This window comes from Bradyrhizobium cenepequi (genome assembly GCF_020329485.1).
In the GTDB taxonomy this organism is placed as follows: domain Bacteria; phylum Pseudomonadota; class Alphaproteobacteria; order Rhizobiales; family Xanthobacteraceae; genus Bradyrhizobium; species Bradyrhizobium cenepequi.
Genome location: NZ_JAGKJI010000013.1, coordinates 95,287 through 117,996, shown reverse-complemented (window position 1 = coordinate 117,996; position 22,710 = coordinate 95,287). Strand labels below are relative to the sequence as shown.

Sequence of the window (22,710 nt, the reverse complement as noted above, 5' to 3'; positions counted from 1 at the left end):
TCGTTCACATCACGCAGGGCTACGCCCTACTCCGCCGCCGCGTTCTGGCCGGGACCGCCGACGAAGCCCGCGGGATCGCCGAAGCGCTCGGTCATGACTGCCGCCAGATCCTTGGTCTTGCTGGTGACGCAGGCGCCGGAACGGACGGTGTAACGATCCTGATGCGCAACATGCGGCGGCACCTCGCCCTGCTGCAGCGCGCGGGCCGCGTCCATCACCAGCTTGCGGAAATGCATGATGCCGAGGTCGGTCGGCCCGAGATGCTCGCGGGTGCGGTCGGCGATCGGGCCCTGGCTGTCCTGCACCGCGGCGTCCTGCTCGGAGACACCCTTGATGCCGGTGTAGCTCTTGGTCTTCTGCAGCTTGCGATCGATCAGATAGTCGTTCGACCTGTTGCGCAGCGGCACATAATTCTCGTCGACCTCGGCGATCACGCCGTTGCCGCGGTCATAGGCGTCGCGCTCGGCTTGCGTGATCGGCCGCTCCGGATTCCACGCGTAGGTGTAGATCCAGCAGTTGGTGTCGGTGACCGGCACGAAGCTCTGGCCGAAGATGTTCTCGCCCGGCATCGCGCTCGGCGCGTAAGCGTGAACCGGCATCAGGAACTGGGCGATGCGCCAATAAATATTGTCGGTGCCGGTGAGACGCCCGCCCGCGATCGCGAGCCCCGCGTCATGCGGGTTGATCTTGATCACCGGCCGCGGATCTTCGGCGATCCAGCGCATGTGGTCGGTTGCCACGCGCACCAGCGGGTTCACGAAATGCTTCTTGATGTCGAGGATCTCGTTCTCTTCCTTCTCGAACGACAGATGCGCGAAGGTGAAATGCGCGGTGTCGATCGAGCCTTCCAGCGCCTGCACCCAGTTGCAGTCCTGCCACTTCTTGCTGACGTAGCGGTGCGACGGCGGCACCAGCGCCATCTCCAGCGCCGGCAATTCTGGTACGAGGTCGGCCGGACCCATATAGGCCCAGATGATGTCGCCCCACTCGCGCACCGGATAGGACTTGATGCGGATGTGATCCTTGGCGTTGAGATCGGGATAGGAAGTCGGCATGTCGACGCAGCGCCCGTCGGTGTCGAACTTCCAGCCGTGATAGACACAGCGGATGCCGCATTCCTCGTTGCGGCCGAGCCAGAGATTGGCGCCGCGATGCGGGCAATATTGGTCGATGACGCCGACGACGCCGCGTGAGTCGCGGAAGGCGAGCAGCTCCTCGCCGAGGACGATAATCTTCTTCGGCTCGCTGTCAGGCTCGGGCAGTTCCTCCGACAACAGCACCGGCAGCCAGAAACGGCGCAACAGCTCGCCCATTCCCGTGCCCGGCCCGCTTTCGGTCAGGAACTTGTTGTCTTCCGCGCGGAGCATGGGGCGTCCTCCGATTTTTGTTTTGGTTGTGACGAAGCTTGGCGCAGAGAAGACCAACCGTCAACGCATCTCCGCTTACACCGGCCGCTCACCCTTCACCGTGACGCGCGTGCCTGATCGGGTGTGGGGCCAGTAGTCCCACATCGCGCGGTGCTGGGTGCAGCGATTGTCCCAGAAGGCGATCGCGTTTTCGGTCCAGCGGAAGCGGCACTGGAACAGCGGGTTTTCCGCGTGCTGGTAGAGATAGGCGAGGATGGCGTCGCTCTCGTCGCGCGGAATGCCTGATATGTGGCGGGTGAAGCCGCGATTGACGTAGAGCGCCTTCTTTCCCGTCACCGGATGCGTGCGCACCACCGGATGCTCGGCATTCGGATAGCTCGGCCTGTCAGCAACGCCGTAATTGGCGTAGAGCCCGCGATAGATCGGCTCGCCGTCATGCAGCGCGGTGAGCCCGTCGAGATAGGCCTTCATCCGCTCCGACAGCGCCTCATAGGCCGCATACATGTTGGCGAACAGCGTGTCGCCGCCGTGCGGCGGGCACTGCCTGATGTAGAGGATCGAGCCCATCGGCGGCTCCAGATCGCAGGACACGTCCGAATGCCAGCCTTCGCCATTGGCACGCGGCGAATCCTTGTCGGCGTAGATCTTCATCAGCGCGGCATCGTCGCCCTCATGCGGCGCGGCAGGGTGGATATGCAGCTCACCGAATTTTCGACCAAAGGCGAGATGGTCTTGCGCCGTGATGCTTTGATCGCGGAAGAAGATCACAAGATTCTCGGCGAGCGCGCGATGGATCTCGTCCATCTGGCGATTGGAGCGAGCATCGTCGGAGACGAGCTGTGCGATGTCGGCGCCGGAAATCTCCGCGCCGATGATCGGCGTCAGCTTCTCGACACTGATGGTCTCGTAGGGTTCGCTTTCGTCGGCGAGATGCTTGTAGCGGGGACCTTGCTTGCCGGACAGCGAGCTCATGGGCGGTGCTCCCAATGGTTGTTATTGGGAGCATCGTATCTCGGATGGAGCGAAGCGCAATCAATCCGTCGTCCCGGCCTTGAGCCGGGACCCATAACCACAGGATTGCGTTTTGCGATGACTCGGAGTGACAGCCTGCCTAACCACAAAATCCTGTGGTTATGGGTCCCCGCTTTCGCGGGGGACGACGCGGGAGAGAGCCTACTCCGCCGCGGTCACCGTGCTTAGCGCACTGCTGCCCTGGCCGTAGCGCTGGTCGATATAGTCGATCACCAGCGCCTTGAAATCCGCGGCAATCGTCGGGCCGCGCAGCGTGCGGAACTTCTTGCCGTCGACGAAAACCGGTGCGGCCGGCGCTTCGCCGGTGCCGGGCAGCGAGATGCCGATATTGGCGTGCTTGGATTCGCCGGGGCCGTTGACGATGCAGCCCATGACAGCGACGTTGAGCTGCTCGACGCCGGGATACTTCGTCTTCCAGGACGGCATCTCGTCGCGGATGAAATCCTGGATCGAGCGTGCCAGTTCCTGGAACGTGGTCGAGGTGGTGCGGCCGCAACCCGGGCAGGCCGCAACCAGCGGCACGAAGGTGCGGAAACCCATGGTCTGCAAGAGTTCCTGCGCGACCTGGACTTCCAGCGTGCGGTCGCCGCCGGGCTCAGGCGTCAGCGAGATGCGGATGGTGTCGCCGATGCCGTCCTGCAGGAGGATGCCGAGCGCGGCCGAGGAGGCGACGATGCCCTTCGATCCCATGCCGGCCTCGGTGAGGCCGAGATGGATCGCGTAGTCCGAGCGGCGCGCCAGCTCCTGATAGACCGCGATCAGATCCTGCACGGCCGAGACCTTGGCCGACAAGATGATGCGGTTCTTGGGCATGCCGAGCTCGATGGCGCGGGCGGCCGACAACAGCACCGATTGCACCATGGCTTCACGCGTGACCGCACGGGCATCGCGCGGGTTCGGCGAGGCCGTGTTCTCGTCCATCAGCTTGGTGAGCAATTCCTGGTCGAGCGAACCCCAGTTCGCACCGATGCGAACCGGCTTGTTGTTCTTGTTGGCGATCTCGATGATGTCGGCGAACTGCGAATCGCGCTTGTTCTTGAAGCCGACATTGCCGGGATTGATGCGGTACTTGTCGAGCGCCTCGGCGCAAGCCGGATATTCGGCGAGCAGCTTGTGGCCGATATAGTGGAAGTCACCGATCAGCGGCGTGGTGATGCCGCGCTTGCGCAGACCGTCGCGGATATGCGGGACGGCGGCGGCGGCTTCCTCGCGGTCGACCGTGATGCGCACCATCTCCGAGCCGGCGCGCGAAAGGGCTGCGACCTGCGCAATCGTGCCATCGACATCGGCGGTGTCGGTGTTGGTCATCGACTGCACGACGATCGGGGCGCCCCCGCCGACGGCGACGTGGCCGACCATGACCTGGGTTGTCTGATGCCGGGGCTTCGGGCCAGCGACATCGCTCAAGAGTTCGGGCTTGTTCATGGCGTCTCGAATATCAGGTTTTGGTGACATTCACCAAGGGGGGCACAAAGCTGTGCTGGCGCTTTATCGGATCACATGTTTTCTAACGAAGATTCAACAGGTTGCGCCTAAAGCCGGGTAAAGTGCGAACGGGCGGCTGCAGGGTATATCGGGCCGGATTCGGAGGATTAAAGGGCAAGGAAACACGGAAAGCCCGCCTTTTCATCTCCGGCTGCGCGCCATAGCCTGACGTGAAGGCAAATGCGGGAGGCGCAGATGGCGACGCGGGATGGGCTTATCATCACGACGGAACTTGCCGACATTCTGCACCAGCCCGATCTCCGCCTGTTCGACTGCACGACCTATCTGGAGCCTGCGCCCGAAGGCAGCGGCGTCCCCTATATCGTCGTGCCGGGGAGAGAGACCTTCGAGGCCGACCATATCGCGGGCGCGGATTTCCTCGACCTGCAGGGCGAGTTCTCCGATTCGAACACGGAACTGCGGTTCATGATGCCCGACGTCGCGCAGCTCGAATCCGCATTCGGCCGTCACGGGATCGGCCCCGACGGCCGGGTGGTGTTGTATTCGCAGGGCAATCCGATGTGGGCGACGCGATTCTGGTGGATGCTGAAGTCGCTGGGCTTCGACGGGGCCGCCGTGCTCGACGGCGGCTTGGACAAATGGAAAGCGGAAGGCCGTCCGCTCGAGACCGGCCCCGCCAAGGGCTATCCGCCGGCGACGTTTGCCGCGAAACCGCGAACGGGTTTCTTCGTCGGCAAGGATGACGTGCTCGCCGCACGAGCGGACCCGCGCACCGTCACCGTCAACGCGCTGGGTCCGCAATTCCATCAAGGACTGGAGCCGAGCCGCTACGGCCGGTCGGGGCGCATTCCCGGCAGTGTCAACATGCCGGCGGCGGCATTGCTTGACCCGGTGGCGAAGACCTTCGTTCCTCCGGTGGAAGCGGAGGCAAAATTCGCGAGCCAAGGCATCAGCAAGGACAAGCGCGTGATCGCCTATTGCGGCGGCGGCATTTCCGCCACCATCGATTTGTTTCAGCTGCATCGGCTCGGCTACGAGAATCTCACCCTCTATGACGCCTCGATGGGCGAATGGGCGAAGGACGAGACGCTGCCGATCGAGCGGGGATAGGATCGGGTTCGCGGGTCTCTCCACGTCATTGCGTCCTCGCGGAGCGAAGCAATCCATGGCGCCGCTTGCTGAGGCATGGATTGCTTCGCTTCGCTCGCAATGACGGGGGAAAGACTTACCTCAATACACACTCGTCATTCCGGGGCGATGCGAAGCATCGAGCCCGGAATCCATTTCTTCACTTGCGCCTGCGGCCCGATGGATTCCGGGCTCGCGACTTCGTCGCGCCCCCGGAATGACGGTGGTGGCTCACGCCGGCACATTCGGATCCGGGGTCACCTTCGGATCTGGCTTGTTGACGAGATAGAGGCCGACGATCACCAGCAGCGCTGCGACGCCGAACACCGGCGTCAGCGTGTCGTGCATGATGATGTAGGCGGCGACGACGCCGAACAAGGGCGTGATGAAGGTGAAGGCCGACAGCTTGCTGGCGGAATAGATCTTCACCATCGCAAACCAGATCACGAAGGTGCAGCCGACCACCCAGATCGCCTGATACGTCATCAAGGCAAGCGACAGCGGACTGGGAAAATGGGTGACGGTTTCGCCCGCAAGCCATGAGGCGATACCCAGGATCGGAATTGACAGGGCGACCTGATAGCCGAGCGCCTTTTCCGGCGCAGCCTTGCGCAGCGCCGTTCCCTTGGCCACCAGCGTGGTGGCCGCCCATAGCGCGCCGCCGCCAACCACCATCAGATCGCCCAGCAACACTCTTGCGTCGACGTCCGGCTGCGGCACGCCGATCGCGAGCGCAACGCCGGCAAAGCTCAAGGCAAGCCCGCTCCACTGCAAAGCCGAGAGCCGCTCGCCGAGGAACTGATAGGAGCCGAGTGCGACGAAGAACGGTGCCGTGTAGAGGAATACCGCCGCGCGCGATGCCGAGGTGAACACCAACCCGCTGAAGATCAGCACGAACTCGACGCCAAACATCAACCCCGCGACCAGGCCGGGCAGAAGCGTGCCGTCGCGCTCGAAGAATTTGACGCCGCGGAACCAGCCAACGATCAGCATCACCGGCAAGGCGCCGGCGGAGCGCAACATCGCCTGCAGCATCGGCGGAATGTCCGGCAGCGCGAGCTTGACCGCGATCTGGTTGAACCCCCAGCTCACGCACAGCATCAGCATGATCGCGACCGCGCCCGGGGTGAGCGCGCGCCCGGCTGCGGCGACGCTGGAGATGGCTTGCGTTGACATGTTGCCTCAGTTTCCGGCTTGGCGCCGTGTTATCGTTTGGAATTCCGGAACAGGGGGGCTTCCGGCTGCAATTCGATCAGAAACTGCCTCAGAGAACTGCCTTGGCTTCTTTCTGGCAATGCGCGCAAGTGCCGGCGATCTCGACGACCGACAGCTTCGGCGCGAAGCCCGCCGCACGCGCCGCGGCCTTCAGGCTCTGTGCCACAGGCGCCGCCGGAATTTCGCCGACCGCGCCGCAGCGATCGCAAATCAGGAACGCCACCATCGAGGTCTCGTCGTGGTCATGGGCGCAGGCCAGAAACGCGTTGCGGCTTTCGATGCGGTGGACGAGGCCGTTCTCCATCAGGAAATCGAGCGCGCGGTAGACGGTGATAGGCGCCGGGCGCGGCATCGACTTGGCGAGTTCGTCGATCACCTCATAGGCGCCGAGCGGCCGGTGGCTGGACAATAGCGCCTCGAGCACCTGGCGGCGGATCGGTGTGAACTTCTGCCCACGTCGCGCGCAGACCTCCTCGGCATGCGCGATCCCTTCCGCCGTGCAGCGGCCGTGATCGTGGTCAGGTGCGGGAAATGTGGGTTTTGCCAACGTCATATACGCCATTTTAGCAGCCTGACCGACGATTCCAAAGCCCGACGCGGGCAGCGTTCCCAGCCATGTTCTGGAAGCGGAGCTGCCTTCCGTTAACCCGGCATGCAGAATTCATAAGCTTGCTTATTATATTGCAAGCTTATGGAGGGTAGGCTTATGGCCGGTTCCGTTGATGCGAACTTCATGTTCACGCTTGGTGAGTTGTTTCGGCTGATCCGCGTCTACGCGGACAAGGAGGCCGCGCGCTACGGAATTACCCGCGCGCAATGGGCGGTACTGGCCAAGGTCGAGCGCAGCGAGGGAATGAAGCAGACCGAGCTTGCCGAGCTGCTCGAGATGCAGCCGATCACGCTGACGCGGCTGATCGACAAGCTCTGCGACAATGGCTGGATCGAACGCCGCGGCGACGAGAACGACCGTCGCGTCAACCGGCTCTATCTGCGCAAGGCGGCGCGCCCGCTGCTCGCCAAGCTTGCCGGCCTTCGCTCCGAACTCACCGCAACAGCGCTGGACGGCATCAATCCCGCCGATGCCCACCGCCTGCTCGCCCAACTCGAATCGATCAAGGAAAACGTCCGCAATGCGATCCAAACCCCAGCCGGCGAACCGCCCAGAAAAGAGCAGCGCTATGGCTGATCCCGTATTGAAACTCGCGCCCGAACAAAGAGACAATCCTGCCTCATCCCCGCCGAAGACCGAGGAGCCGCGCCGCAGCTTGATGGCGGGCTTGCGGCGCCATCGCCGCTTCCTCCTCCTCGTCGTTCTGCCGCTGGTGGCACTGGTTGGCGGCGTCGTCTTCTATCTGAACGGCGGCCGCTACGTGTCGACCGATGACGCCTATGTCGGCGCACAGAAGGTGCTGATCACGCCCGACATCTCCGGCAAGATCGAGAAGGTCGTGGTCAAGGAAGGCCAGCAGGTCAAGGAAGGCGACGTGCTGTTCGAGATCGACCCGGTGCCGTTTCGCCTTGCGGTGGACCAGGCCAAGGGCGCGCTCGACCAGGCGCGCACGAATTACGACAATCTGGTCGCCAATATCAAAATCTACGGACAGATGCTCGATCTGGCCCAGCGCGGCGTCGACCTGAAACAACGCGATGTCGACCGCAAGCAGTCACTGGTCAAGAGCAATTTCGGCTCGCAGCTCGACCTCGACAACGCCGCGACCTCGCTGGTCACCGCAAGCGCGCAGGCCGAGTTCATCAAGCAGCAGATCTCCAGTTCGAAAGCGCAACTGCTCGGCAATCCAGACCTGCCGCTGGAGCAATTCCCGCCTTATGCGCAGGCAAAGGCCAAGCTCGATGAAGCCCAGCGCAATCTCGACCATACGGTGATGCGCGCGCCGATGGCGGGCGTCGCCACTCAGGTCGAACAGATCCAGCTCGGCCGCTTCGTCGCCGCCGGCACGCCGGTGTTCTCCATCATCGACGTGGCGAACCCCTGGGTAGACGCCAACCCGAAGGAATCCGACTTCACCTATGTTGCGATCGGCCAGCCGGTCGAGCTCGAGGTCGACGCATTCCCGAACCACCTGTTCAAGGGCACGGTGGGCTCGCTTTCGCCGGGCACCGGCGCACAGTTCGCGATCCTGCCGCCGCAGAACGCGACCGGCAACTTCGTCAAGGTCGTGCAGCGCGTGCCGGTCCGTATCTATTTCGACAAGAACGACAGGATGGTGAAGAAGCTGAAGGCGGGCATGAGCGTCTACGCGACCATCGACACCAACCATCGCCGCACGCTGTCCGGTCTGCTCGGCCTGTCCTCGGCCGCGGCAACCCACGAACAGGACTGAACTGCGATGTCAATAGCGGCGCACTCGCCCAGCATGGTGCCCGGCCTCCGCCGGAACATGGTGACGGTCTGCGCCATGACGGCAACCGTCATGCAGGCGCTGGACACCACCATCGCCAATGTGGCGCTGCCCTATATGCAGGGCACGCTGTCGGCGTCGCAGGACCAGATCAACTGGGTGCTGACGTCCTACATCGTGGCAGCCGCGATCATGACCGCGCCGGTGGGCTGGATCGCCAACCGGTTCGGCCGCAAGCGCATCTTCATCATCTGCTCCGCCGGCTTCACCTTGGCTTCCGTGTTGTGCGGCCTTGCGCAGGACATCAGCCAAATGGTGCTGTTCCGCCTGCTGCAAGGCGTATTCGGCGCAGCGCTGGTGCCGCTGTCGCAGGCCGTGATGCTCGACTCCTACGCGCTGCATGAGCGGGCGAAGGCGATGTCGATCTGGGGCATGGGTGTGATGATGGGGCCGATCATGGGCCCCTCGCTCGGCGCCTGGCTGACCGAGACCTATTCCTGGCACTGGGTGTTCTTCGTCAACCTGCCGTTCGGCGCCATCACCGTGCTCGGCCTCATCATCTTCATGGACGAGACCAAGCAGGATCTGAACCTGCGCTTCGACTGGTTCGGCTTCGGCGCGCTCGCGGTCGCGATCGGCTCGCTGCAGCTTGCGCTCGACCGCGGCGAGCAGCTCGGCTGGCTCGAATCCAACGAGATCATCGCCGAATTCATCATCTGCGGCATCGGCTTCTATTACTTCTTCGCCCACTCCTTCACGACATCGAAGCCGTTCATCCAGTTCGAGCTGTTCAAGGACAAGAATTTCGTCGGCGGCTGCGTGTTCATGACCGTGATGGGGCTCGTGCTCTACTCGACCATGGCGCTGTCCTCGCCCTATCTACAGAACGTCATCGGCTATCCCATCATTACCGCCGGCGTGCTGCTGGCGAGCCGCGGCTGCGGCACCTTTGTCGCGATGATGCTGGTCGGACGCATGATGCGCTTCATCGAGGCGCGCACGCTGATCATCTCCGGGCTGGCGCTGACGGCGGCGTCACTGTTCGTGATGACGGGCTGGACCGACCAGACCGGCTCGAGCGAGATCGTGGTCGTGAGCATCGTCCAGGGTTTTGGCTTCGGACTGGTGTTCGTGCCGCTCTCGACGGTGGCGTTCCTGACCTTGCCCCATCACCTGCGCACCGACGGCACCTCGATGCTGACGCTGCTGCGCAACGTCGCGAGTTCGATCGGCATCTCCATCGTGATCGCGCAGCTCACGGAAGGCTCCCGGCGCATCTATGCGACGCTGTCCGAGCACATCAACCCGTTCAACCACGCACTGCAGATGCCCGACGTTGCCGGCATGATCAACCTCAACACCGACTCCGGCCGCGCGATGGCGGATAAGATCGTCGCGGCGCAGGCGCAGATCATCGCGTTCGCCCACGACTACCAGCTCGTGATGGTGTTCATCCTGACCTCGATCCCGCTCGCGATCATGATCGGCTCAACCAAGGCGACGCTGCGGTCGCAGTCGCAAGCATCATCGGACCATGCGGCGGTGATGGAGTAGCCCAGACTCGCTCACGAAGCAGTTACCTCCGGCGCGGCCGCTCTGGCCGATGCACCAAGCAGTCTTATCTCCTCACCCGGATTCGAGGAGATTGGAACATGGCGGGTTCAGCGCTGGTCGTGGGTGCGAGCGGTATCGTCGGCAATAATCTAGCCCGGCACCTTCGTCGGCAGGGATGGCAGGTCTACGGGCTGGCGCGTCGACCGCCGGCAAACATCGACGGCGTACAGCCTGTGGCGGCGGACCTGCTGGATCCCGCATCGGTTCGCCAGGCGCTGCAGGGGTTGAGACCGACGGATGTGTTCATCAGCACGTGGTTGCGGCAGAACACCGAGGCCGAAAATATCAGGGTCAACTCGGCGATGGTGCGCAACCTGCTCGACGCGTTGTCGCCTGCAGGCTCGGTCAGGCATGTCGCGCTCGTGACCGGGCTCAAGCACTATCTTGGTCCGTTCGAAAACTACGGCAAGGGCAAGCTGCCCGCGACGCCGTTTCGGGAAGACCAGCCACGGCTCGATATCAAGAATTTCTACTATGCCCAGGAAGACGAAGTGTTCGCCGCGGCTAGTCGCGACGGCTTTGGCTGGAGCATCCATCGGCCGCACACCATCATCGGCTATGCCCTGGGCAACGCGATGAACATGGGCGTGACGCTCGCCGTCTACGCCACCATTTGCCGAGAAACCGGCCGGCCATTCCTGTTTCCCGGCTCCGCGACGCAGTGGAATGGTCTGACCGATATGACGGATGCGCGGCTGCTCGCACGCCATCTGGAATGGGCGGCGACAACACCGGTCGCCCGCAATCAAGCGTTCAACATCGTCAATGGTGACGTCTTTCGCTGGAGCTGGATGTGGCAGCGGCTGGCCGACTGGTTCGGACTAAAGCCAGCCCCATTTCCGGGCGAAGGGATCCCGCTGGAGCGGCAATTGGAGGATGCGGGCCCGATCTGGTCCGATATTGCGCGAAAACACCGGCTGGCCGAGCCCGATATCGGAGTGCTCGCTTCGGCCTGGCACACCGACGCCGACCTCAGCCGCCCGATCGAGGTCGTCACCGATATGAGCAAGAGCCGGAAGCTCGGTTTCCTGGATTACCAGGCAACGGACGACAGCTTCTTCGATCTCTTCGCCCGTCTGCGGAACGAACATATCATTCCCTGACGCCTGCCGGTACGCAAGCGCGTCGAGCGGCACGTAGCCCGGGTGGAGCGAACGCGCAACCCAGGACACCTGCGCCCGCGTTTGCGAGCGGCCCCGGGTTACGCTGGCGCTCCACCCGGGCTACCGCACTCAAACTCAATCTCGGTCAGTTCATCGACGGCGAGCAGCGCCTCCGAGCAATCATCGTCGCGGAAGTAGGCGCTGCGGGTGAACAGCACGGGAATGCCGGCGCGCGAGGCCGCCAGCAATCCGTTGCGCGAGTCCTCGATGGCGATGCAGCGGGAAGCGGGGAGCGACAGTCGCGTCAGCATCATGAGATAGACGTCGGACGCCGGCTTCTTCTCGGGCACATCGTCGCCCGCGACGATCGCCTCGAACCATTCGGCCCAGTCGTCGCCCAGCGCAACCGACAGCAGCGCATCGATATTGGCACGCGAGGTCGTGGTCGCGATCGCCAGCCGCTGGCTGCGACGTCGTGCCCTCCGGAGCAAGGCTTCCACACCGGGCCGCAGCGGGCAGCCGCCCGCTGCGATCAGTTCGGCATAACGTGCGGTCTTGATCCGGTGCAGCTCTGCGATCTCGCGATTGGATAGCAGGGGCATGGTTCGCTTGCGCATGGCAAAGGCGCGGATGCGCTCCTTGCCACCGGCGACACGCAGCAATTGCCCGTAGGTCGCCTGGTCCCAGTGCCAGTTGAGGCCTGCGCGCAAGAACGCATCGTTGAAGGCGCGGCGGTGCACCTCCTCCGTCTCGGCCAGCGTGCCGTCGACATCGAAGATCAGGGCGTGGGCGCGGGCGATGAGGTCCCCGAAGGCTGCCCCCCGCACGGCTGTCAGCGCCTCGCTCATGTTTCCTTGTCCATCGCGCCTTTCGAGAATACCCGGCTTGCCAGCACGTCGCCGGCCTCGATCGACATCACGTCATCGGCCGTCAGCACCCGGTCGAGCCGCGAGACAATGCGGTTGGCCTGGCGGAGCCGGATGCGGTCCAAGGCATTGCGGATCGATCGCGCGTTGGAGAACAGCGGCTGGGTCTTGCGCACAGCGATGTAGCGGATGAAGGCGTCGCGCGCCGACGACGAAAGCCGGTAGTTCTGCTGTTGCAGCATCAATTCCGCGATCGCCAGAAGCTCGACATCCGAATAATCGGGAAAGTCGATGTGATGGGCGATGCGGGAACGGAAGCCCGGATTGCTCTGGAAGAATTTTTCCATCCGCTCGCCGTAGCCGGCGAGGATCACGACCAGATCCTCGCGCTGCTGCTCCATGATCTGCAACAGGATCTCGATCGCCTCCTGGCCGTAGTCGCGCTCATTGTCGGGGCGATAGAGGTAATAGGCCTCATCGATGAACAGCACGCCGCCCATCGCCTTCTTCAATATTTCTTTGGTCTTCGGCGCAGTGTGGCCAATATATTGCCCGACCAGATCGTCGCGGGTGACGCTGATGACGTGACCGCGGCGCACGAAGCCGAGCCGATGCAGGATGCTCGCCATACGCAACGCCACCGTCGTCTTGCCGGTGCCGGGATTGCCGGTGAAGGACATATGCAGGGTCGGAAAAGTGGTGGCGAGCGCCATCTTCTGCCTGATGCGCTCGACCAGCAGCAGCGCTGCGATCTCGCGGATGCGCGTCTTCACTGGCGCGAGACCAATCAATTCGGAATCGAGCTGGTCGAGCACGGCGCCGATGCCGAGGTCGGCGAATTCGCGCCTGACATCGACGGTCTCCAGCGGGGCTTCGAGCTCTTTTTCTTTCGCTATCGTCATTGTCCTCTCGTATCGAAAAGCTCCGTCGCCGCGATAGCGACGACGGAGAAGTGCATCCGGACCAGGTCGGCCGAGGGAGCCATCCGCCTGGCTTCGACCGGACGCGGTTAACGATCAGCGTAGCGCTCGCCTTCAGGCCGCTCCACCGCATAAGCGTGCGTCGAGTAGCGGAGGTTGCGGCCGACGGCTTCCTGCCGGTCGAGGCGGAAGCCGGGCTCGTCCTTGGGGCGATTGACGATGAAGGAGATGCGCACGGACTCCCATCCGTGGCTCGAATCGAAGCCGGATATCCGAATATAACGATCGCCATAGACGCGCCGGCATTCGGCGAGCTCCCGCATGATGCCGGCGGCGTCGGGCAGGTCGAACATCGGCAGGCCCCACATCTCCCAATAAGTGTTGCGCGGATGCGGATCGTCGGTGAACTCGATGTTAACGGCCCAGCCTTTGTCCAGGCAGTATTGGACCTGCGCGGTGATCTGCTCGTCGGTGAGATCGGGCAGGAAGGAGAAGCAGCCCTGGGTTATGCGCATGATGTGCTCCTTTCAGACCGCGATGCTCGGCGTCGGAACGAAATCCGGGGCATCGGTCGATTCGTAGTTGAAGGTGACGTCCTTCCAGACATCGAGCGCCTCACGCAGCGGCGTGCAGCTTTGCGCGGCCTTGGCCAGGATCTCCGGACCTTCATGGACGTAGTCGCGCCCCTCGTTGCGGGCGAGGATCATCGCTTCCAGCGCGACGCGGTTGGCGGTGGCACCCGCCTGGATACCTCGCGGGTGACCGATGGTGCCGCCGCCGAATTGCAGCACGACATCCTCGCCCAAAAGGTCGAGCAACTGATGCATCTGGCCGGCATGGATGCCGCCCGAGGCCACCGGCATCAGCTTGTTAAGGCTGGCCCAATGCTGGTCGAAGAATACGCCGTGCTGGAGCTGCATCGGATTGAAGTCTTCGCGGCAGATATCGTAATAGCCGCGCGTCGTGTTCGGATCGCCCTCCAGCTTGCCGACAACAGTGCCGGCGTGAATGTGATCCACGCCCGCGAGCCGCATCCATTTGGCGACGACGCGGAACGAGACGCCGTGCGACCGTTGCCGGGTGTAGGTGGAATGGCCGGCGCGGTGCAGATGCAGGATCATGTCGTTCTTGCGTGCCCATTTCGCCATCGACTGGATCGCGGTGTAGCCGATCACGAGATCGATCATGATGACGACGGAGCCGAGCTCGCGGGCGAAATCCGCGCGCTCGTACATGTCCTCCATCGTCGCCGCGGTGACGTTGAGATAGGTGCCCTTGATCTCGCCGGTCGCGGCCTGCGCGCGATTGACCGCCTCCATGCAGTAGAGGAAGCGCTCGCGCCAGTGCATGAACGGCTGCGAGTTGATGTTCTCGTCGTCCTTCGTGAAGTCGAGCCCGCCCTTCAGCGCCTCATAGACGACGCGGCCATAATTGCGGCCGGAGAGGCCGAGCTTCGGCTTGACGGTGGCGCCCAGCAATGGCCGGCCGAACTTGTCGAGCCGCTCGCGCTCGACCACGATGCCAGTCGCCGGTCCCTGGAACGTCTTCACATAGGCGATCGGCAGCCGCATGTCCTCGAGCCGCAGCGCCTTCAGCGGCTTGAATCCGAACACGTTGCCAATGATCGACGCGGTCAGGTTGGCGATCGAGCCCGGCTCGAACAGATCGAGGTCGTAGGCGATGTAGGCGAAATAGCTGCCGGGCGAACTCGGCACCGGATCGACGCGGTAGCATTTCGCGCGATATTTTTCCGCGGCCGTCAGGCGATCGGTCCACACCACGGTCCAGGTCGCAGTCGAGGATTCGCCGGCCACCGCGGCGCAGGCTTCGGTCGGATCGACGCCGTCCTGCGGGGTGACGCGGAACAGCGCGATGACGTCAGTGTCCTTCGGCTGGTAATCGGGCTCCCAGTAGCCCATGCGCTTGTATTCCATCACGCCGGACTTGTAGCGATCCTTGCCGCGAACGGTCGTCGACTGAAAGTTCATGTGGTCCTCCTGAAATTTCGTGACGTGTCCCTTAGGCTGCTTCGGTCATCGCCCCAATCTGCGGATCGAGCGCGCCGGCACGGTAGCGCCTGGCCATCTCGGACAGCGGGATCACCTTGATCTTTGCAGCATTGCCCGCGGTGCCGAACTGCTCGAACCGATCGCGGCAAAGGTCGCGCAGCGCATCCATCGCCGGCTTCAGGAATTTGCGCGGATCGAATTCGCTTTTCGATTGGCTCGCGACCTTGCGGAAGGCCGCCGCCATCGCGAGGCGGCAATCGGTATCGATGTTGACCTTGCGCACGCCGTGCTTGATGCCGCGGACGATCTCCTCGACCGGCACGCCCCACGTCTGCGGCATCTCGCCGCCGAACTGGTTGAACATGTCCTGCAATGGCTGCGGCACCGAGGACGAGCCGTGCATTACCAGATGCGTATTCGGCAGCCGCTTATGGATCTCCTCCACCACGCGCATCGCGAGGATGTCGCCATCGGGCCGCCGCGTGAACTTGTAGGCGCCGTGCGAGGTGCCCATTGCGATCGCGAGCGCATCCACCTTGGTGGCACGGACGAAATCGACCGCCTGGTCGGGATCGGTCAGCAGCTGATCGTGGCCGAGCTTGCCTTCGACGCCATGGCCATCTTCCTGCTCGCCGCCACCATGCTCGAGCGAGCCGAGTACACCAAGCTCGCCCTCGACGGAGGCGCCGACCCAGTGCGCGATCTCGACCACGCGTCGCGTGATGTCGACATTGTAGTCATAGTCGGCCGCGGTCTTGGCGTCGGCCTTCAGCGAGCCGTCCATCATGACAGAGGTGAAGCCGTACCGGATCGCGGTGGCGCAGCTGGATTCCTCATTGCCATGATCGAGATGCAGGCAGAGCGGTACGCCCGGATACATCTCCTCGAGCGCATCGATCATCTTCGCAAGCATGATGTCGTTGGCGTAAGCGCGCGCGCCGCGCGAAGCCTGGATGATGACTGGCGCGTCACAGGAGGACGCCGCCTCCATGATCGCAAGGCCCTGCTCCATATTGTTGATGTTGAAAGCCGGCACGCCGTAGCCGCGCTCGGCGGCATGATCCAATAGTTGCCTCAGGGTTATACGCGCCATGCTTATCTCCCTTCGTTTGCCCGCTGGATCACGCGCTTCGCCGCGGCAGCGACGGCGGCGGGCGTGATGCCGAACTCGCGGTAGAGCACGTCGGCCGGCGCAGAGGCGCCGAAACCGCTCATGCCGACGAACTCGCCGTCGTCGCCGAGCCAGCGCGCCCAGTCACCCTCGACCGCAGCCTCGATGCCGACGCGTGGAGCACTGCCCAGCACCTTGGTCTGGTAGTCGCGCGGCTGTTTCCGGAACAAATCGAAACACGGCGCGGAGACGACGGCAGCGCGGATATTCTCGCTTCCGAGCAACTTCGCCGCTTCGAGTGCGATCGATACTTCCGAGCCGGTCGCGATCAGCGTGACGTCACGGCCTCCGTCCGGCTCGATCGCCACATAGGCGCCAAGCACAACGTAGTTGGTATCAGTCGCATCGCGGAAGGCGGGCAGCGCCTGCCGCGACAGACACAGAATCGACGGCGACGTCTCTGTCCTCAGCGCGCAATCCCAGGCTTCCGCTGTCTCCACCGGATCGGCGGGGCGGAACACCAGGAGATTAGGGATTGCCCGCAGCGCCGCGAGATGCTCGACCGGCTGATGCGTCGGACCATCCTCGCCCAGCCCGATCGAATCGTGCGTCATGACATGGATGACGCGGATGCCCATCAGCGCGGCGAGCCGGATCGCAGGGCGGCTATAGTCGGCGAACGCGAGGAATGTTCCGCCATAGGGGATGAAGCCGCCATGCAGCGCGATGCCGTTCATCGCCGCCGCCATGGCATGTTCGCGGATGCCGTAATGGATATAGCTGCCGTGCAGCCAGCCCGCGCGAACCGGCACTTGCGACTTCGCCAGCGTGAGATTGGAGTGCGTCAGGTCCGCCGAGCCGCCGAGCAAGTTCGGCAGCACTTCGGCGATCGCATCGATCACCTGCTGCGATGCCTGCCGCGTCGCAAGCTTCGGACGCTCGAGCTCGAAACGCTCTTTCAGCTTCGTCATTGCCTCGACATAGGCGCCAGGCAGCTTCTTGTTCAGCGCATCGTGGAACGGCGACCTGCCGCCGCCGTTGCAGGCGCGCCGAGAACGCTCGATCCAGGCACGGCGCGCGGTGCGGCCGCGCGCGCCGACCTCGCGCCATTCTGTAAGCACGGCCGTCGGGATCTCAAAAGGCTCGTAGCGCCAACCGAGCGCGGCGCGTGTGCAGGCCACCTCCTCCGCTCCGAGCGGTGCACCATGAACCTTCTCGCTGCCTTGGCGGCTCGGCGCGCCGAAGCCGATCACGGTCTGGCAGGCGATCAGCGACGGCAGGTCGCTCCTCCTGGCTTCATCGATCGCCCTCGTGATCGCTTGCGGATCATGGCCGTCGATCCGGCATGCCAACCAGCCGGATGCCCTGAAGCGCGCGAGCTGATGGTCCGAACAGGACAGCGAGGTCGCGCCATCGATCGAGATCCGGTTGTCGTCGAACAGCACGATCAACCGGTTCAACCGCAAATGCCCGGCGAGCGAGATTGCCTCCTGGCTGATGCCTTCCATCAGACAGCCGTCGCCGGCGATGACGTAAGTGAAGTGGTCGACGAGATCGTCGCCAAAACGGGCATTCATCAATCGCTCGGCGAGCGCCATGCCGACCGCGGTCGCAATGCCCTGCCCGAGCGGACCGGTGGTCGTCTCCACGCCGGGCGTGTGGCCATATTCGGGATGCCCCGGCGTCGTCGATCCCCATTGGCGGAAGGCCTTGAGCTCGTCGAGCGTGACCGCTTCATAGCCGGTCAAATGCAGCAGCGCGTAGAGCAGCATCGAGCCATGGCCGGCCGAGAGCACGAAGCGATCGCGATCGGGCCAGGCCGGATCGTCGGGGTCGAATTTGAGGAAGCGCGAGAACAGCACGGTCGCGACATCGGCCATGCCCATCGGCATGCCGGGATGACCGGACTTCGCCTTCTCCACGGCATCGATGGCGAGGAAGCGGATGGCGTTCGCCAACTCGGCATGGCTGACTTCGGCGCGGCTGGCCACAGACGCAAGTGCGGTCATATCGTTCGCCTCTTTCGTTCCATCAGTTGCAGGATCAGCGGGGTGAGGATGAGCTGCATCGCCAGATCGAGCTTGGCGCCGTGGATCACGATCGAATTGGCGCGCGACATGAAGCTGTGCGGGATCATCGAAAGCAGATAGGGGAAATCGATGCCGCGCGGATTCTTCAGCCGGATCACGACCATCGATTCGTCCGGCGTCGGGATCCAGCGCGCGATGAACGGATTCGACGTGTCGACCGTCGGCACGCGCTGGAAGTTGATGTCGGTTTCGGAGAACTGCGGGCAGATGTAGTTCACGTAATCCGGCATGCGGCGCAGGATCGTGTCGGTCACGGCTTCCTTGGAGTAGCCGCGATGGCTGCGATCGCGATGCAGCTTCTGGATCCACTCCAGATTGATGACGGGAACGACGCCGATCTTGAGGTCGGCGTATTGCGCCACGTTCACTTTATCAGTGACGACGGCGCCATGCAGACCCTCATAGAACAGCAGATCCGAACTTTCCTGCAGCGGCTCCCATTGGGTGAAGGTGCCGGGCTGGGCGTCGTAAAGCTTCGCTTCCTCAGCGTCGTGGATGTAATGACGCGTCGTTCCGGTGCCGGACTCGCTGTAGTCACGGAACAGTTTCTCCAGTTCCTCGAACAAATTGGTTTCGGGGCTGAAATGACTGAAATGCTTGTTGCCGCGCTCCGCCTCCTCCAGCATCTTCTGACGCATTTCCGCGCGATCGTAGCGATGAAAGGCATCGCCCTCGATATAGGCCGCGACAACGTTCTCGCGGCGGAAGATGTTCTCGAACGTCTTCTTGACCGACGTCGTGCCGGCTCCTGAAGAGCCAGTGATCGAGATGATAGGGTGCCAGCGCGACATGACGTGCCTCCTCAGCGGAACAGGCCGCGGCGCGCAAAGAGCGGCGCGTCAGCATTTTCGAACAGCGGCTCAACCGCCTGATGGATGATATCGATGTCGCGCACCGTGCGCGGCGATCCCATGATCAGGGGCACCCGCTGGTGCGGCGTCCGTGCCGAAAGCTCGAGGATGCGCGCTCGCCCGCTGGAGGCAGCGCCATCAGCACATTCCATGATCAGCGCCATCGGATGGGCCTCATAGAGCAGGCGCAAGCGGCCCTCGCGGTAGCCTGGGCGCGCATCGGCTGGATAGAGGAACACGCCGCCGCGGACCAGGATGCGGTAGGCTTCGGCCACCAGCGAGCCGATCCAGCGCATGTTGAAATCGCGGCCGCGCTCGCCATTGGCGCCAGCAAGGCATTCATCGATGTAGCCGCGCACCGCGCCGCTCCAGTGCCGGCGGTTGGAGGCGTTGATGGCGAACTCTGGCGTGTCAGGCGGAATCCGGACGCCGCGCCTGGTCAGCACGAATTCGCGCCTCGGGGGATACAGCGTGAAGATATCGACACGCCGGTCCAACGCCAGCACCAGCACGGTTTGCGGACCATAGATGAAAAAGCCCGCAGCGATCTGCGCAGTGCCGGGTTCGAAGAAGGTCGACAGGATGTCGCGCGCCTTGGGCCGGATCGAAAAGATGGTGCCGATCGAGATGTTGTTCTGGAGATTGGCCGAACCGTCGAGCGGATCGATCGCGACACAGAGCGGCGCCTCGCCATCGAGCGTCTCCGGCAGCTCTACTTCCTCGGAGAGCACGGCGGCGACCGGCGCGGTGCGCAGTGCATCGCGCATCAGCTGATCTGCGACAACATCGATGTCCCTTTGGATGTCGCCGTCGGGATTGACCGCGCCATCCCGGCCGGTGATGCCGACCAGCGGCCCCGAGGCGATGATGCCTGCAAGTTCGATCGCGGCTGCGGCGAGCGCTTCGACGACCGCGACGGCTGCGGCGCGGACGGTGTCCTGACGCGCGGGGTCGTCGAGATAGGCATGCAATGCAGGAAGATGATCCAAGGCCGCTCTCCCATTCACCCTGCCCTCTCGACGGGGCCTTGCTTGACGCGGCTCCGGGCTGGAGTCGCTGTCGCCACTATCAACGCGCGAATTGCCGGATTAGTGAAATTTTAATATCTTAAGTGTGACCGAAGTATTTCTTATGGAGGCGCCAATGCCGGGACATTTCTCGCGCGACCTCACCATTCGTCAGCTCCGTGCGCTGGCTTTCGTGCACGCAGCGGGCTCGATCACGGGCGCGGCGAACCGGCTCAACCTCACCCAGCCGGCGGTCACCCTGCAGCTTCGCAATCTGCAGGAGCTCGCCGGCCTGCCGCTGATCCAGCGCACCGGCGACGGCATGGCGCTGACCGACGCCGGCCGCACCGTTCTCGCGCTGGTCGAGCGCATCGAATCGGCGCTCGCCGACTGCGAACAGTCGCTCGACATGATCGCGGGCAAGAGCGGCGGACGCGTCGCGATGGGCGCGGTTAGCACCGCGAAATATTTCGTGCCGTTCGCGATCGCGGCATTCTCGCAGCGCTTCCCGAAAATCGACGTGACGCTCAGGATCGGCAACCGCGAGGATATCCGCGACGCGCTGCGCGGCTACGATCTCGATATCGCCGTGATGGGGCAGCCGCCAGCGGACATCGAGGTCGAGATGCGCCCGCTGGGCAGGCATCCGCATGTGATCATCGCCGCCGCCGATCATCGGCTCAATGGAAAGAAGCGCGTCGCCGCTGCCGACCTCGCTGGCGAGACCTTCATTACCCGAGAGAATGGCTCCGGCACGCGGATGCTGATGGAGCAGTTCTTTCAGAACCACCGGATCGAGCCGATGGTCGGTATGGCCATGGACAGCAACGAGACCATCAAGCAGGCCGTGATGGCCGGGCTCGGCATCGCCTTCATCTCCCAGCACACGGTGTTCCACGAATTGGAGGAACGCCGGCTGGTGATGCTCAAAGTCGCAGGCCTGCCGGTGATGCGCCAATGGCACGCGATCCGCCGCGCCGACAAGATCCTGCTGCCGCCGGCGCAGGCAATGCTGGATTTCCTGGGAAAGGAGGGATCGCGCTATTTGCCGAATGTGCGGTGAGGCAGCCGCGCAACAGGCGCTGTCATACGCGGGCTTGACCCGCGTATCCATCCATTTTCGCAAACGACTCATTGAAGATGGATGGCCGGGTCAAGCCCGGCCATGACGAGAGAGAACGCCGCGGTGCAATCTCACACCTCGAAGAACACCGTCTCGTTGTCGCCTTGCAGGTGGACGTCGAGCACGTAGCTCGGATTGGTCGCACCGGCCTTGCGCTGGGCGATCAGTGTCGCGCGGCGATCGGCCGGCACCAGCGCCAGCACGGGATCGGTGGCGTTGGCCTCCTCGTCGTCGAAATAAATCCGGGTGTAGAGATGCAAGAGCATGCCGCGCGCGAACACCGCGAGCACGATGTGCGGCGCCTGCGGCTTGTCGTCGGGATCGGCGACCTGCCCCGGCTTGATGGTGTCGAAGGCATAGCCGCCCTTGGCGTCGGTGCCGATGCGGCCAAACCCCTTGAAGGAATTGTTCGGCAGCGCGCGGGCATCCTGCGGGTCGGAGAACCGGCCCTGCGCGTCGGCCTGCCAGATCTCCAGCATGCAGTCCGGCACCGGCACGCCATCGCCGTCATAAACGACGCCCTCGACGCGGATGCGCGCGCCGGAGACGTCCGGTGTGACGAGGTTGTTGCTGAAGGCGTCGTTCCACGCGTATTCGCCGTTCGGCGTCAGACCGTATTTGAAATACGGGCCGACCGTCTGCGATGGCGTGATGCCGTCCGGCCGCTGCTCGCTCACTGCTTATTCTCCATCGGCGTCGCGTTCCTGCCGCGCAGGACAATGTTGAAACGGTAGCACAGCGCCCATTCCGGCTGGGTGTTCTCCAGATCGAACGAGGAGATCATCCGCGCCCGCGCCCTCTCGTCCGTCACCGAGTTGAAGATCGGATCGAACGGAAACAGGGGATCGCCCGGGAAATACATCTGCGTCACCAGGCGCGAGATAAAGGAATGGCCGAACACCGAGAAATGGATGTGGGCCGGGCGCCAGGCGTTGTGGTGATTGCCCCAAGGGTAAGCGCCGGGCTTGATGGTGATGAACCTGTAATAGCCGCTCGCATCGGTCTGCACGCGGCCGGCGCCGGTGAAGTTCGGATCGAGCGGCGCCGGATGCTGGTCAACGACATGGATGTAGCGGCCGCAGGCATTGGCCTGCCACAGTTCGACCAGCGCGCTGGGCACACCGCGGCCATCCTCGTCGAGTACATGGCCGTGCACGATGATGCGCTCGCCGAGCGGCTCGCCCTTGTGCTGGATGGTGAGGTCATTGTCATTCTCGCGTACGGTCTCGTGGCCATAGACCGGGCCGGTCAGTTCCGAGAGCGTGTGCCGCATCGGGATCAGCGGCTTCGAGGGCGCACGCTTGACCGTCGAGCGATAGGCCGGCGACAGCCGCGGTGGATGCGCCGCAAGCGATTGCAGCGGATAGAGCAAGGTCATGATGATTTCCTCCCTGGCGCCTTTGCCGGCGAGCCTTCCGCCAGATCATTATAGGATATAACTAACCCGGAAAAGCGCTGTTTTGCTCTT

The 22,710-nt window shown here is 63.6% G+C and carries 21 protein-coding genes; 6 read left to right on the top strand and 15 right to left on the bottom strand.

Features of this window, described 5'->3' with window-relative positions:
- Positions 1-26: 26 nt before the first annotated feature.
- The 3 genes from J6497_RS16630 to ispG form a co-directional block, all read right to left on the bottom strand.
- Positions 27-1,367: a Rieske 2Fe-2S domain-containing protein gene (locus tag J6497_RS16630; protein WP_225705346.1), complete on the bottom strand. Its 1,341-nt coding sequence runs from the start codon at positions 1,365-1,367 to the stop codon at positions 27-29.
- A gap of 75 nt (positions 1,368-1,442) precedes the next feature.
- Complete coding sequence (locus J6497_RS16625; RefSeq protein ID WP_225705345.1) at positions 1,443-2,339, bottom strand: TauD/TfdA dioxygenase family protein; 897 nt, start codon at positions 2,337-2,339, stop codon at positions 1,443-1,445.
- A 201-nt stretch (positions 2,340-2,540) separates the two neighbouring features.
- Positions 2,541-3,824: a flavodoxin-dependent (E)-4-hydroxy-3-methylbut-2-enyl-diphosphate synthase gene (gene ispG / locus J6497_RS16620; protein ID WP_225705344.1), complete on the bottom strand. Its 1,284-nt coding sequence runs from the start codon at positions 3,822-3,824 to the stop codon at positions 2,541-2,543.
- A gap of 255 nt (positions 3,825-4,079) precedes the next feature.
- On the opposite strand from ispG, the gene J6497_RS16615 reads away from it, so the two are divergent.
- Positions 4,080-4,955 (top strand): sulfurtransferase, encoded by an 876-nt coding sequence (locus J6497_RS16615; RefSeq protein ID WP_225705343.1) that lies wholly within the window; start codon positions 4,080-4,082, stop codon positions 4,953-4,955.
- Positions 4,956-5,204: 249 nt separating this feature from the next.
- Here the strand turns inward: J6497_RS16615 and J6497_RS16610 are convergent, their stop codons facing one another.
- Together J6497_RS16610 and J6497_RS16605 are read right to left on the bottom strand one after the other, a co-directional pair.
- Positions 5,205-6,080: a DMT family transporter gene (locus J6497_RS16610; protein WP_376708220.1), complete on the bottom strand. Its 876-nt coding sequence runs from the start codon at positions 6,078-6,080 to the stop codon at positions 5,205-5,207.
- A 157-nt stretch (positions 6,081-6,237) separates the two neighbouring features.
- Positions 6,238-6,741 carry a Fur family transcriptional regulator gene (locus J6497_RS16605; protein ID WP_225705385.1) on the bottom strand — a complete coding sequence of 168 codons (504 nt, stop codon included), beginning with the start codon at positions 6,739-6,741 and terminating at the stop codon, positions 6,238-6,240.
- 138 nt (positions 6,742-6,879) lie between these two features.
- Between J6497_RS16605 and J6497_RS16600 the strand changes: the two genes are divergently transcribed.
- The 4 genes from J6497_RS16600 to J6497_RS16585 all read left to right on the top strand — a co-directional run bounded on the left by J6497_RS16600 (position 6,880) and on the right by J6497_RS16585 (position 11,265).
- Entirely contained in the window at positions 6,880-7,374 is a 495-nt protein-coding gene (locus J6497_RS16600; RefSeq protein WP_225705341.1) for a MarR family winged helix-turn-helix transcriptional regulator, read from the top strand.
- Entirely contained in the window at positions 7,367-8,530 is a 1,164-nt protein-coding gene (locus J6497_RS16595; protein WP_225705340.1) for an HlyD family secretion protein, read from the top strand. The genes J6497_RS16600 and J6497_RS16595 overlap by 8 nt, the downstream gene beginning before the upstream one ends.
- 6 nt (positions 8,531-8,536) lie before the next feature.
- Positions 8,537-10,102, top strand: coding sequence for a DHA2 family efflux MFS transporter permease subunit (locus J6497_RS16590; protein WP_225705339.1), 1,566 nt, complete (start codon positions 8,537-8,539; stop codon positions 10,100-10,102).
- Positions 10,103-10,200: 98 nt separating this feature from the next.
- Positions 10,201-11,265 (top strand): SDR family oxidoreductase, encoded by a 1,065-nt coding sequence (locus J6497_RS16585; RefSeq protein ID WP_225705338.1) that lies wholly within the window; start codon positions 10,201-10,203, stop codon positions 11,263-11,265.
- Positions 11,266-11,363: 98 nt separating this feature from the next.
- Here J6497_RS16585 and J6497_RS16580 read toward each other — a convergent pair whose 3' ends face one another.
- From J6497_RS16580 to J6497_RS16545, 8 genes are all read right to left on the bottom strand, one after another.
- Entirely contained in the window at positions 11,364-12,113 is a 750-nt protein-coding gene (locus J6497_RS16580; RefSeq protein WP_225705337.1) for an HAD-IA family hydrolase, read from the bottom strand.
- Positions 12,110-13,033, bottom strand: coding sequence for a CbbX protein (gene cbbX / locus J6497_RS16575; RefSeq protein ID WP_225705336.1), 924 nt, complete (start codon positions 13,031-13,033; stop codon positions 12,110-12,112). Before cbbX ends, J6497_RS16580 begins: the two co-directional genes overlap by 4 nt.
- A 107-nt stretch (positions 13,034-13,140) precedes the next feature.
- Positions 13,141-13,566: a ribulose bisphosphate carboxylase small subunit gene (locus J6497_RS16570; protein WP_225705335.1), complete on the bottom strand. Its 426-nt coding sequence runs from the start codon at positions 13,564-13,566 to the stop codon at positions 13,141-13,143.
- A gap of 12 nt (positions 13,567-13,578) precedes the next feature.
- Positions 13,579-15,039: a form I ribulose bisphosphate carboxylase large subunit gene (locus J6497_RS16565; protein ID WP_225705334.1), complete on the bottom strand. Its 1,461-nt coding sequence runs from the start codon at positions 15,037-15,039 to the stop codon at positions 13,579-13,581.
- Positions 15,040-15,070: 31 nt separating this feature from the next.
- A complete protein-coding gene (gene fba, locus J6497_RS16560; RefSeq protein ID WP_225705333.1) occupies positions 15,071-16,153 on the bottom strand; it encodes a class II fructose-bisphosphate aldolase in 1,083 nt (360 codons plus the stop codon).
- Positions 16,154-16,155: 2 nt separating this feature from the next.
- On the bottom strand, positions 16,156-18,180 hold the full coding sequence (gene tkt, locus J6497_RS16555) for a transketolase (protein WP_225705332.1): 2,025 nt from the start codon (positions 18,178-18,180) through the stop codon (positions 16,156-16,158).
- The gene (locus J6497_RS16550; protein WP_225705331.1) at positions 18,177-19,052 is read right to left on the bottom strand and encodes a phosphoribulokinase; all 876 of its coding nucleotides are present in this window, start codon (positions 19,050-19,052) and stop codon (positions 18,177-18,179) included. Before J6497_RS16550 ends, tkt begins: the two co-directional genes overlap by 4 nt.
- Before the next feature lie 11 nt (positions 19,053-19,063).
- Positions 19,064-20,101, bottom strand: a complete 1,038-nt coding sequence (locus J6497_RS16545; protein WP_376708219.1) for a class 1 fructose-bisphosphatase — start codon at positions 20,099-20,101, stop codon at positions 19,064-19,066.
- Between the two features lie 154 nt (positions 20,102-20,255).
- Here J6497_RS16545 and J6497_RS16540 point away from each other — a divergent pair, with 154 nt between their 5' ends.
- Positions 20,256-21,182, top strand: coding sequence for a LysR family transcriptional regulator (locus tag J6497_RS16540; protein WP_225705330.1), 927 nt, complete (start codon positions 20,256-20,258; stop codon positions 21,180-21,182).
- Positions 21,183-21,313: 131 nt separating this feature from the next.
- Here J6497_RS16540 and pcaG read toward each other — a convergent pair whose 3' ends face one another.
- Positions 21,314-21,919, bottom strand: coding sequence for a protocatechuate 3,4-dioxygenase subunit alpha (pcaG, locus tag J6497_RS16535; RefSeq protein ID WP_225705329.1), 606 nt, complete (start codon positions 21,917-21,919; stop codon positions 21,314-21,316).
- Positions 21,916-22,620, bottom strand: a complete 705-nt coding sequence (gene pcaH, locus J6497_RS16530) for a protocatechuate 3,4-dioxygenase subunit beta (RefSeq protein WP_225705328.1) — start codon at positions 22,618-22,620, stop codon at positions 21,916-21,918. Before pcaH ends, pcaG begins: the two co-directional genes overlap by 4 nt.
- Positions 22,621-22,710 lie beyond the last annotated feature (90 nt).

What these genes read in the sequence shown, in the direction of transcription:
- J6497_RS16630 (WP_225705346.1), bottom strand. Translation starts at nt 1,367, where the DNA reads ATGCTCCGCGCGGAAGACAACAAGTTCCTGACCGAAAGCGGGCCGGGC.
- J6497_RS16625 (WP_225705345.1), bottom strand. Translation starts at nt 2,339, where the DNA reads ATGAGCTCGCTGTCCGGCAAGCAAGGTCCCCGCTACAAGCATCTCGCC.
- ispG (WP_225705344.1), bottom strand. Translation starts at nt 3,824, where the DNA reads ATGAACAAGCCCGAACTCTTGAGCGATGTCGCTGGCCCGAAGCCCCGG.
- J6497_RS16615 (WP_225705343.1), top strand. Translation starts at nt 4,080, where the DNA reads ATGGCGACGCGGGATGGGCTTATCATCACGACGGAACTTGCCGACATT.
- J6497_RS16610 (WP_376708220.1), bottom strand. Translation starts at nt 6,080, where the DNA reads ATGCTGATGCTGTGCGTGAGCTGGGGGTTCAACCAGATCGCGGTCAAG.
- J6497_RS16605 (WP_225705385.1), bottom strand. Translation starts at nt 6,741, where the DNA reads ATGACGTTGGCAAAACCCACATTTCCCGCACCTGACCACGATCACGGC.
- J6497_RS16600 (WP_225705341.1), top strand. Translation starts at nt 6,880, where the DNA reads ATGGAGGGTAGGCTTATGGCCGGTTCCGTTGATGCGAACTTCATGTTC.
- J6497_RS16595 (WP_225705340.1), top strand. Translation starts at nt 7,367, where the DNA reads ATGGCTGATCCCGTATTGAAACTCGCGCCCGAACAAAGAGACAATCCT.
- J6497_RS16590 (WP_225705339.1), top strand. Translation starts at nt 8,537, where the DNA reads ATGTCAATAGCGGCGCACTCGCCCAGCATGGTGCCCGGCCTCCGCCGG.
- J6497_RS16585 (WP_225705338.1), top strand. Translation starts at nt 10,201, where the DNA reads ATGGCGGGTTCAGCGCTGGTCGTGGGTGCGAGCGGTATCGTCGGCAAT.
- J6497_RS16580 (WP_225705337.1), bottom strand. Translation starts at nt 12,113, where the DNA reads ATGAGCGAGGCGCTGACAGCCGTGCGGGGGGCAGCCTTCGGGGACCTC.
- cbbX (WP_225705336.1), bottom strand. Translation starts at nt 13,033, where the DNA reads ATGACGATAGCGAAAGAAAAAGAGCTCGAAGCCCCGCTGGAGACCGTC.
- J6497_RS16570 (WP_225705335.1), bottom strand. Translation starts at nt 13,566, where the DNA reads ATGCGCATAACCCAGGGCTGCTTCTCCTTCCTGCCCGATCTCACCGAC.
- J6497_RS16565 (WP_225705334.1), bottom strand. Translation starts at nt 15,039, where the DNA reads ATGAACTTTCAGTCGACGACCGTTCGCGGCAAGGATCGCTACAAGTCC.
- fba (WP_225705333.1), bottom strand. Translation starts at nt 16,153, where the DNA reads ATGGCGCGTATAACCCTGAGGCAACTATTGGATCATGCCGCCGAGCGC.
- tkt (WP_225705332.1), bottom strand. Translation starts at nt 18,180, where the DNA reads ATGACCGCACTTGCGTCTGTGGCCAGCCGCGCCGAAGTCAGCCATGCC.
- J6497_RS16550 (WP_225705331.1), bottom strand. Translation starts at nt 19,052, where the DNA reads ATGTCGCGCTGGCACCCTATCATCTCGATCACTGGCTCTTCAGGAGCC.
- J6497_RS16540 (WP_225705330.1), top strand. Translation starts at nt 20,256, where the DNA reads ATGCCGGGACATTTCTCGCGCGACCTCACCATTCGTCAGCTCCGTGCG.
- pcaH (WP_225705328.1), bottom strand. Translation starts at nt 22,620, where the DNA reads ATGACCTTGCTCTATCCGCTGCAATCGCTTGCGGCGCATCCACCGCGG.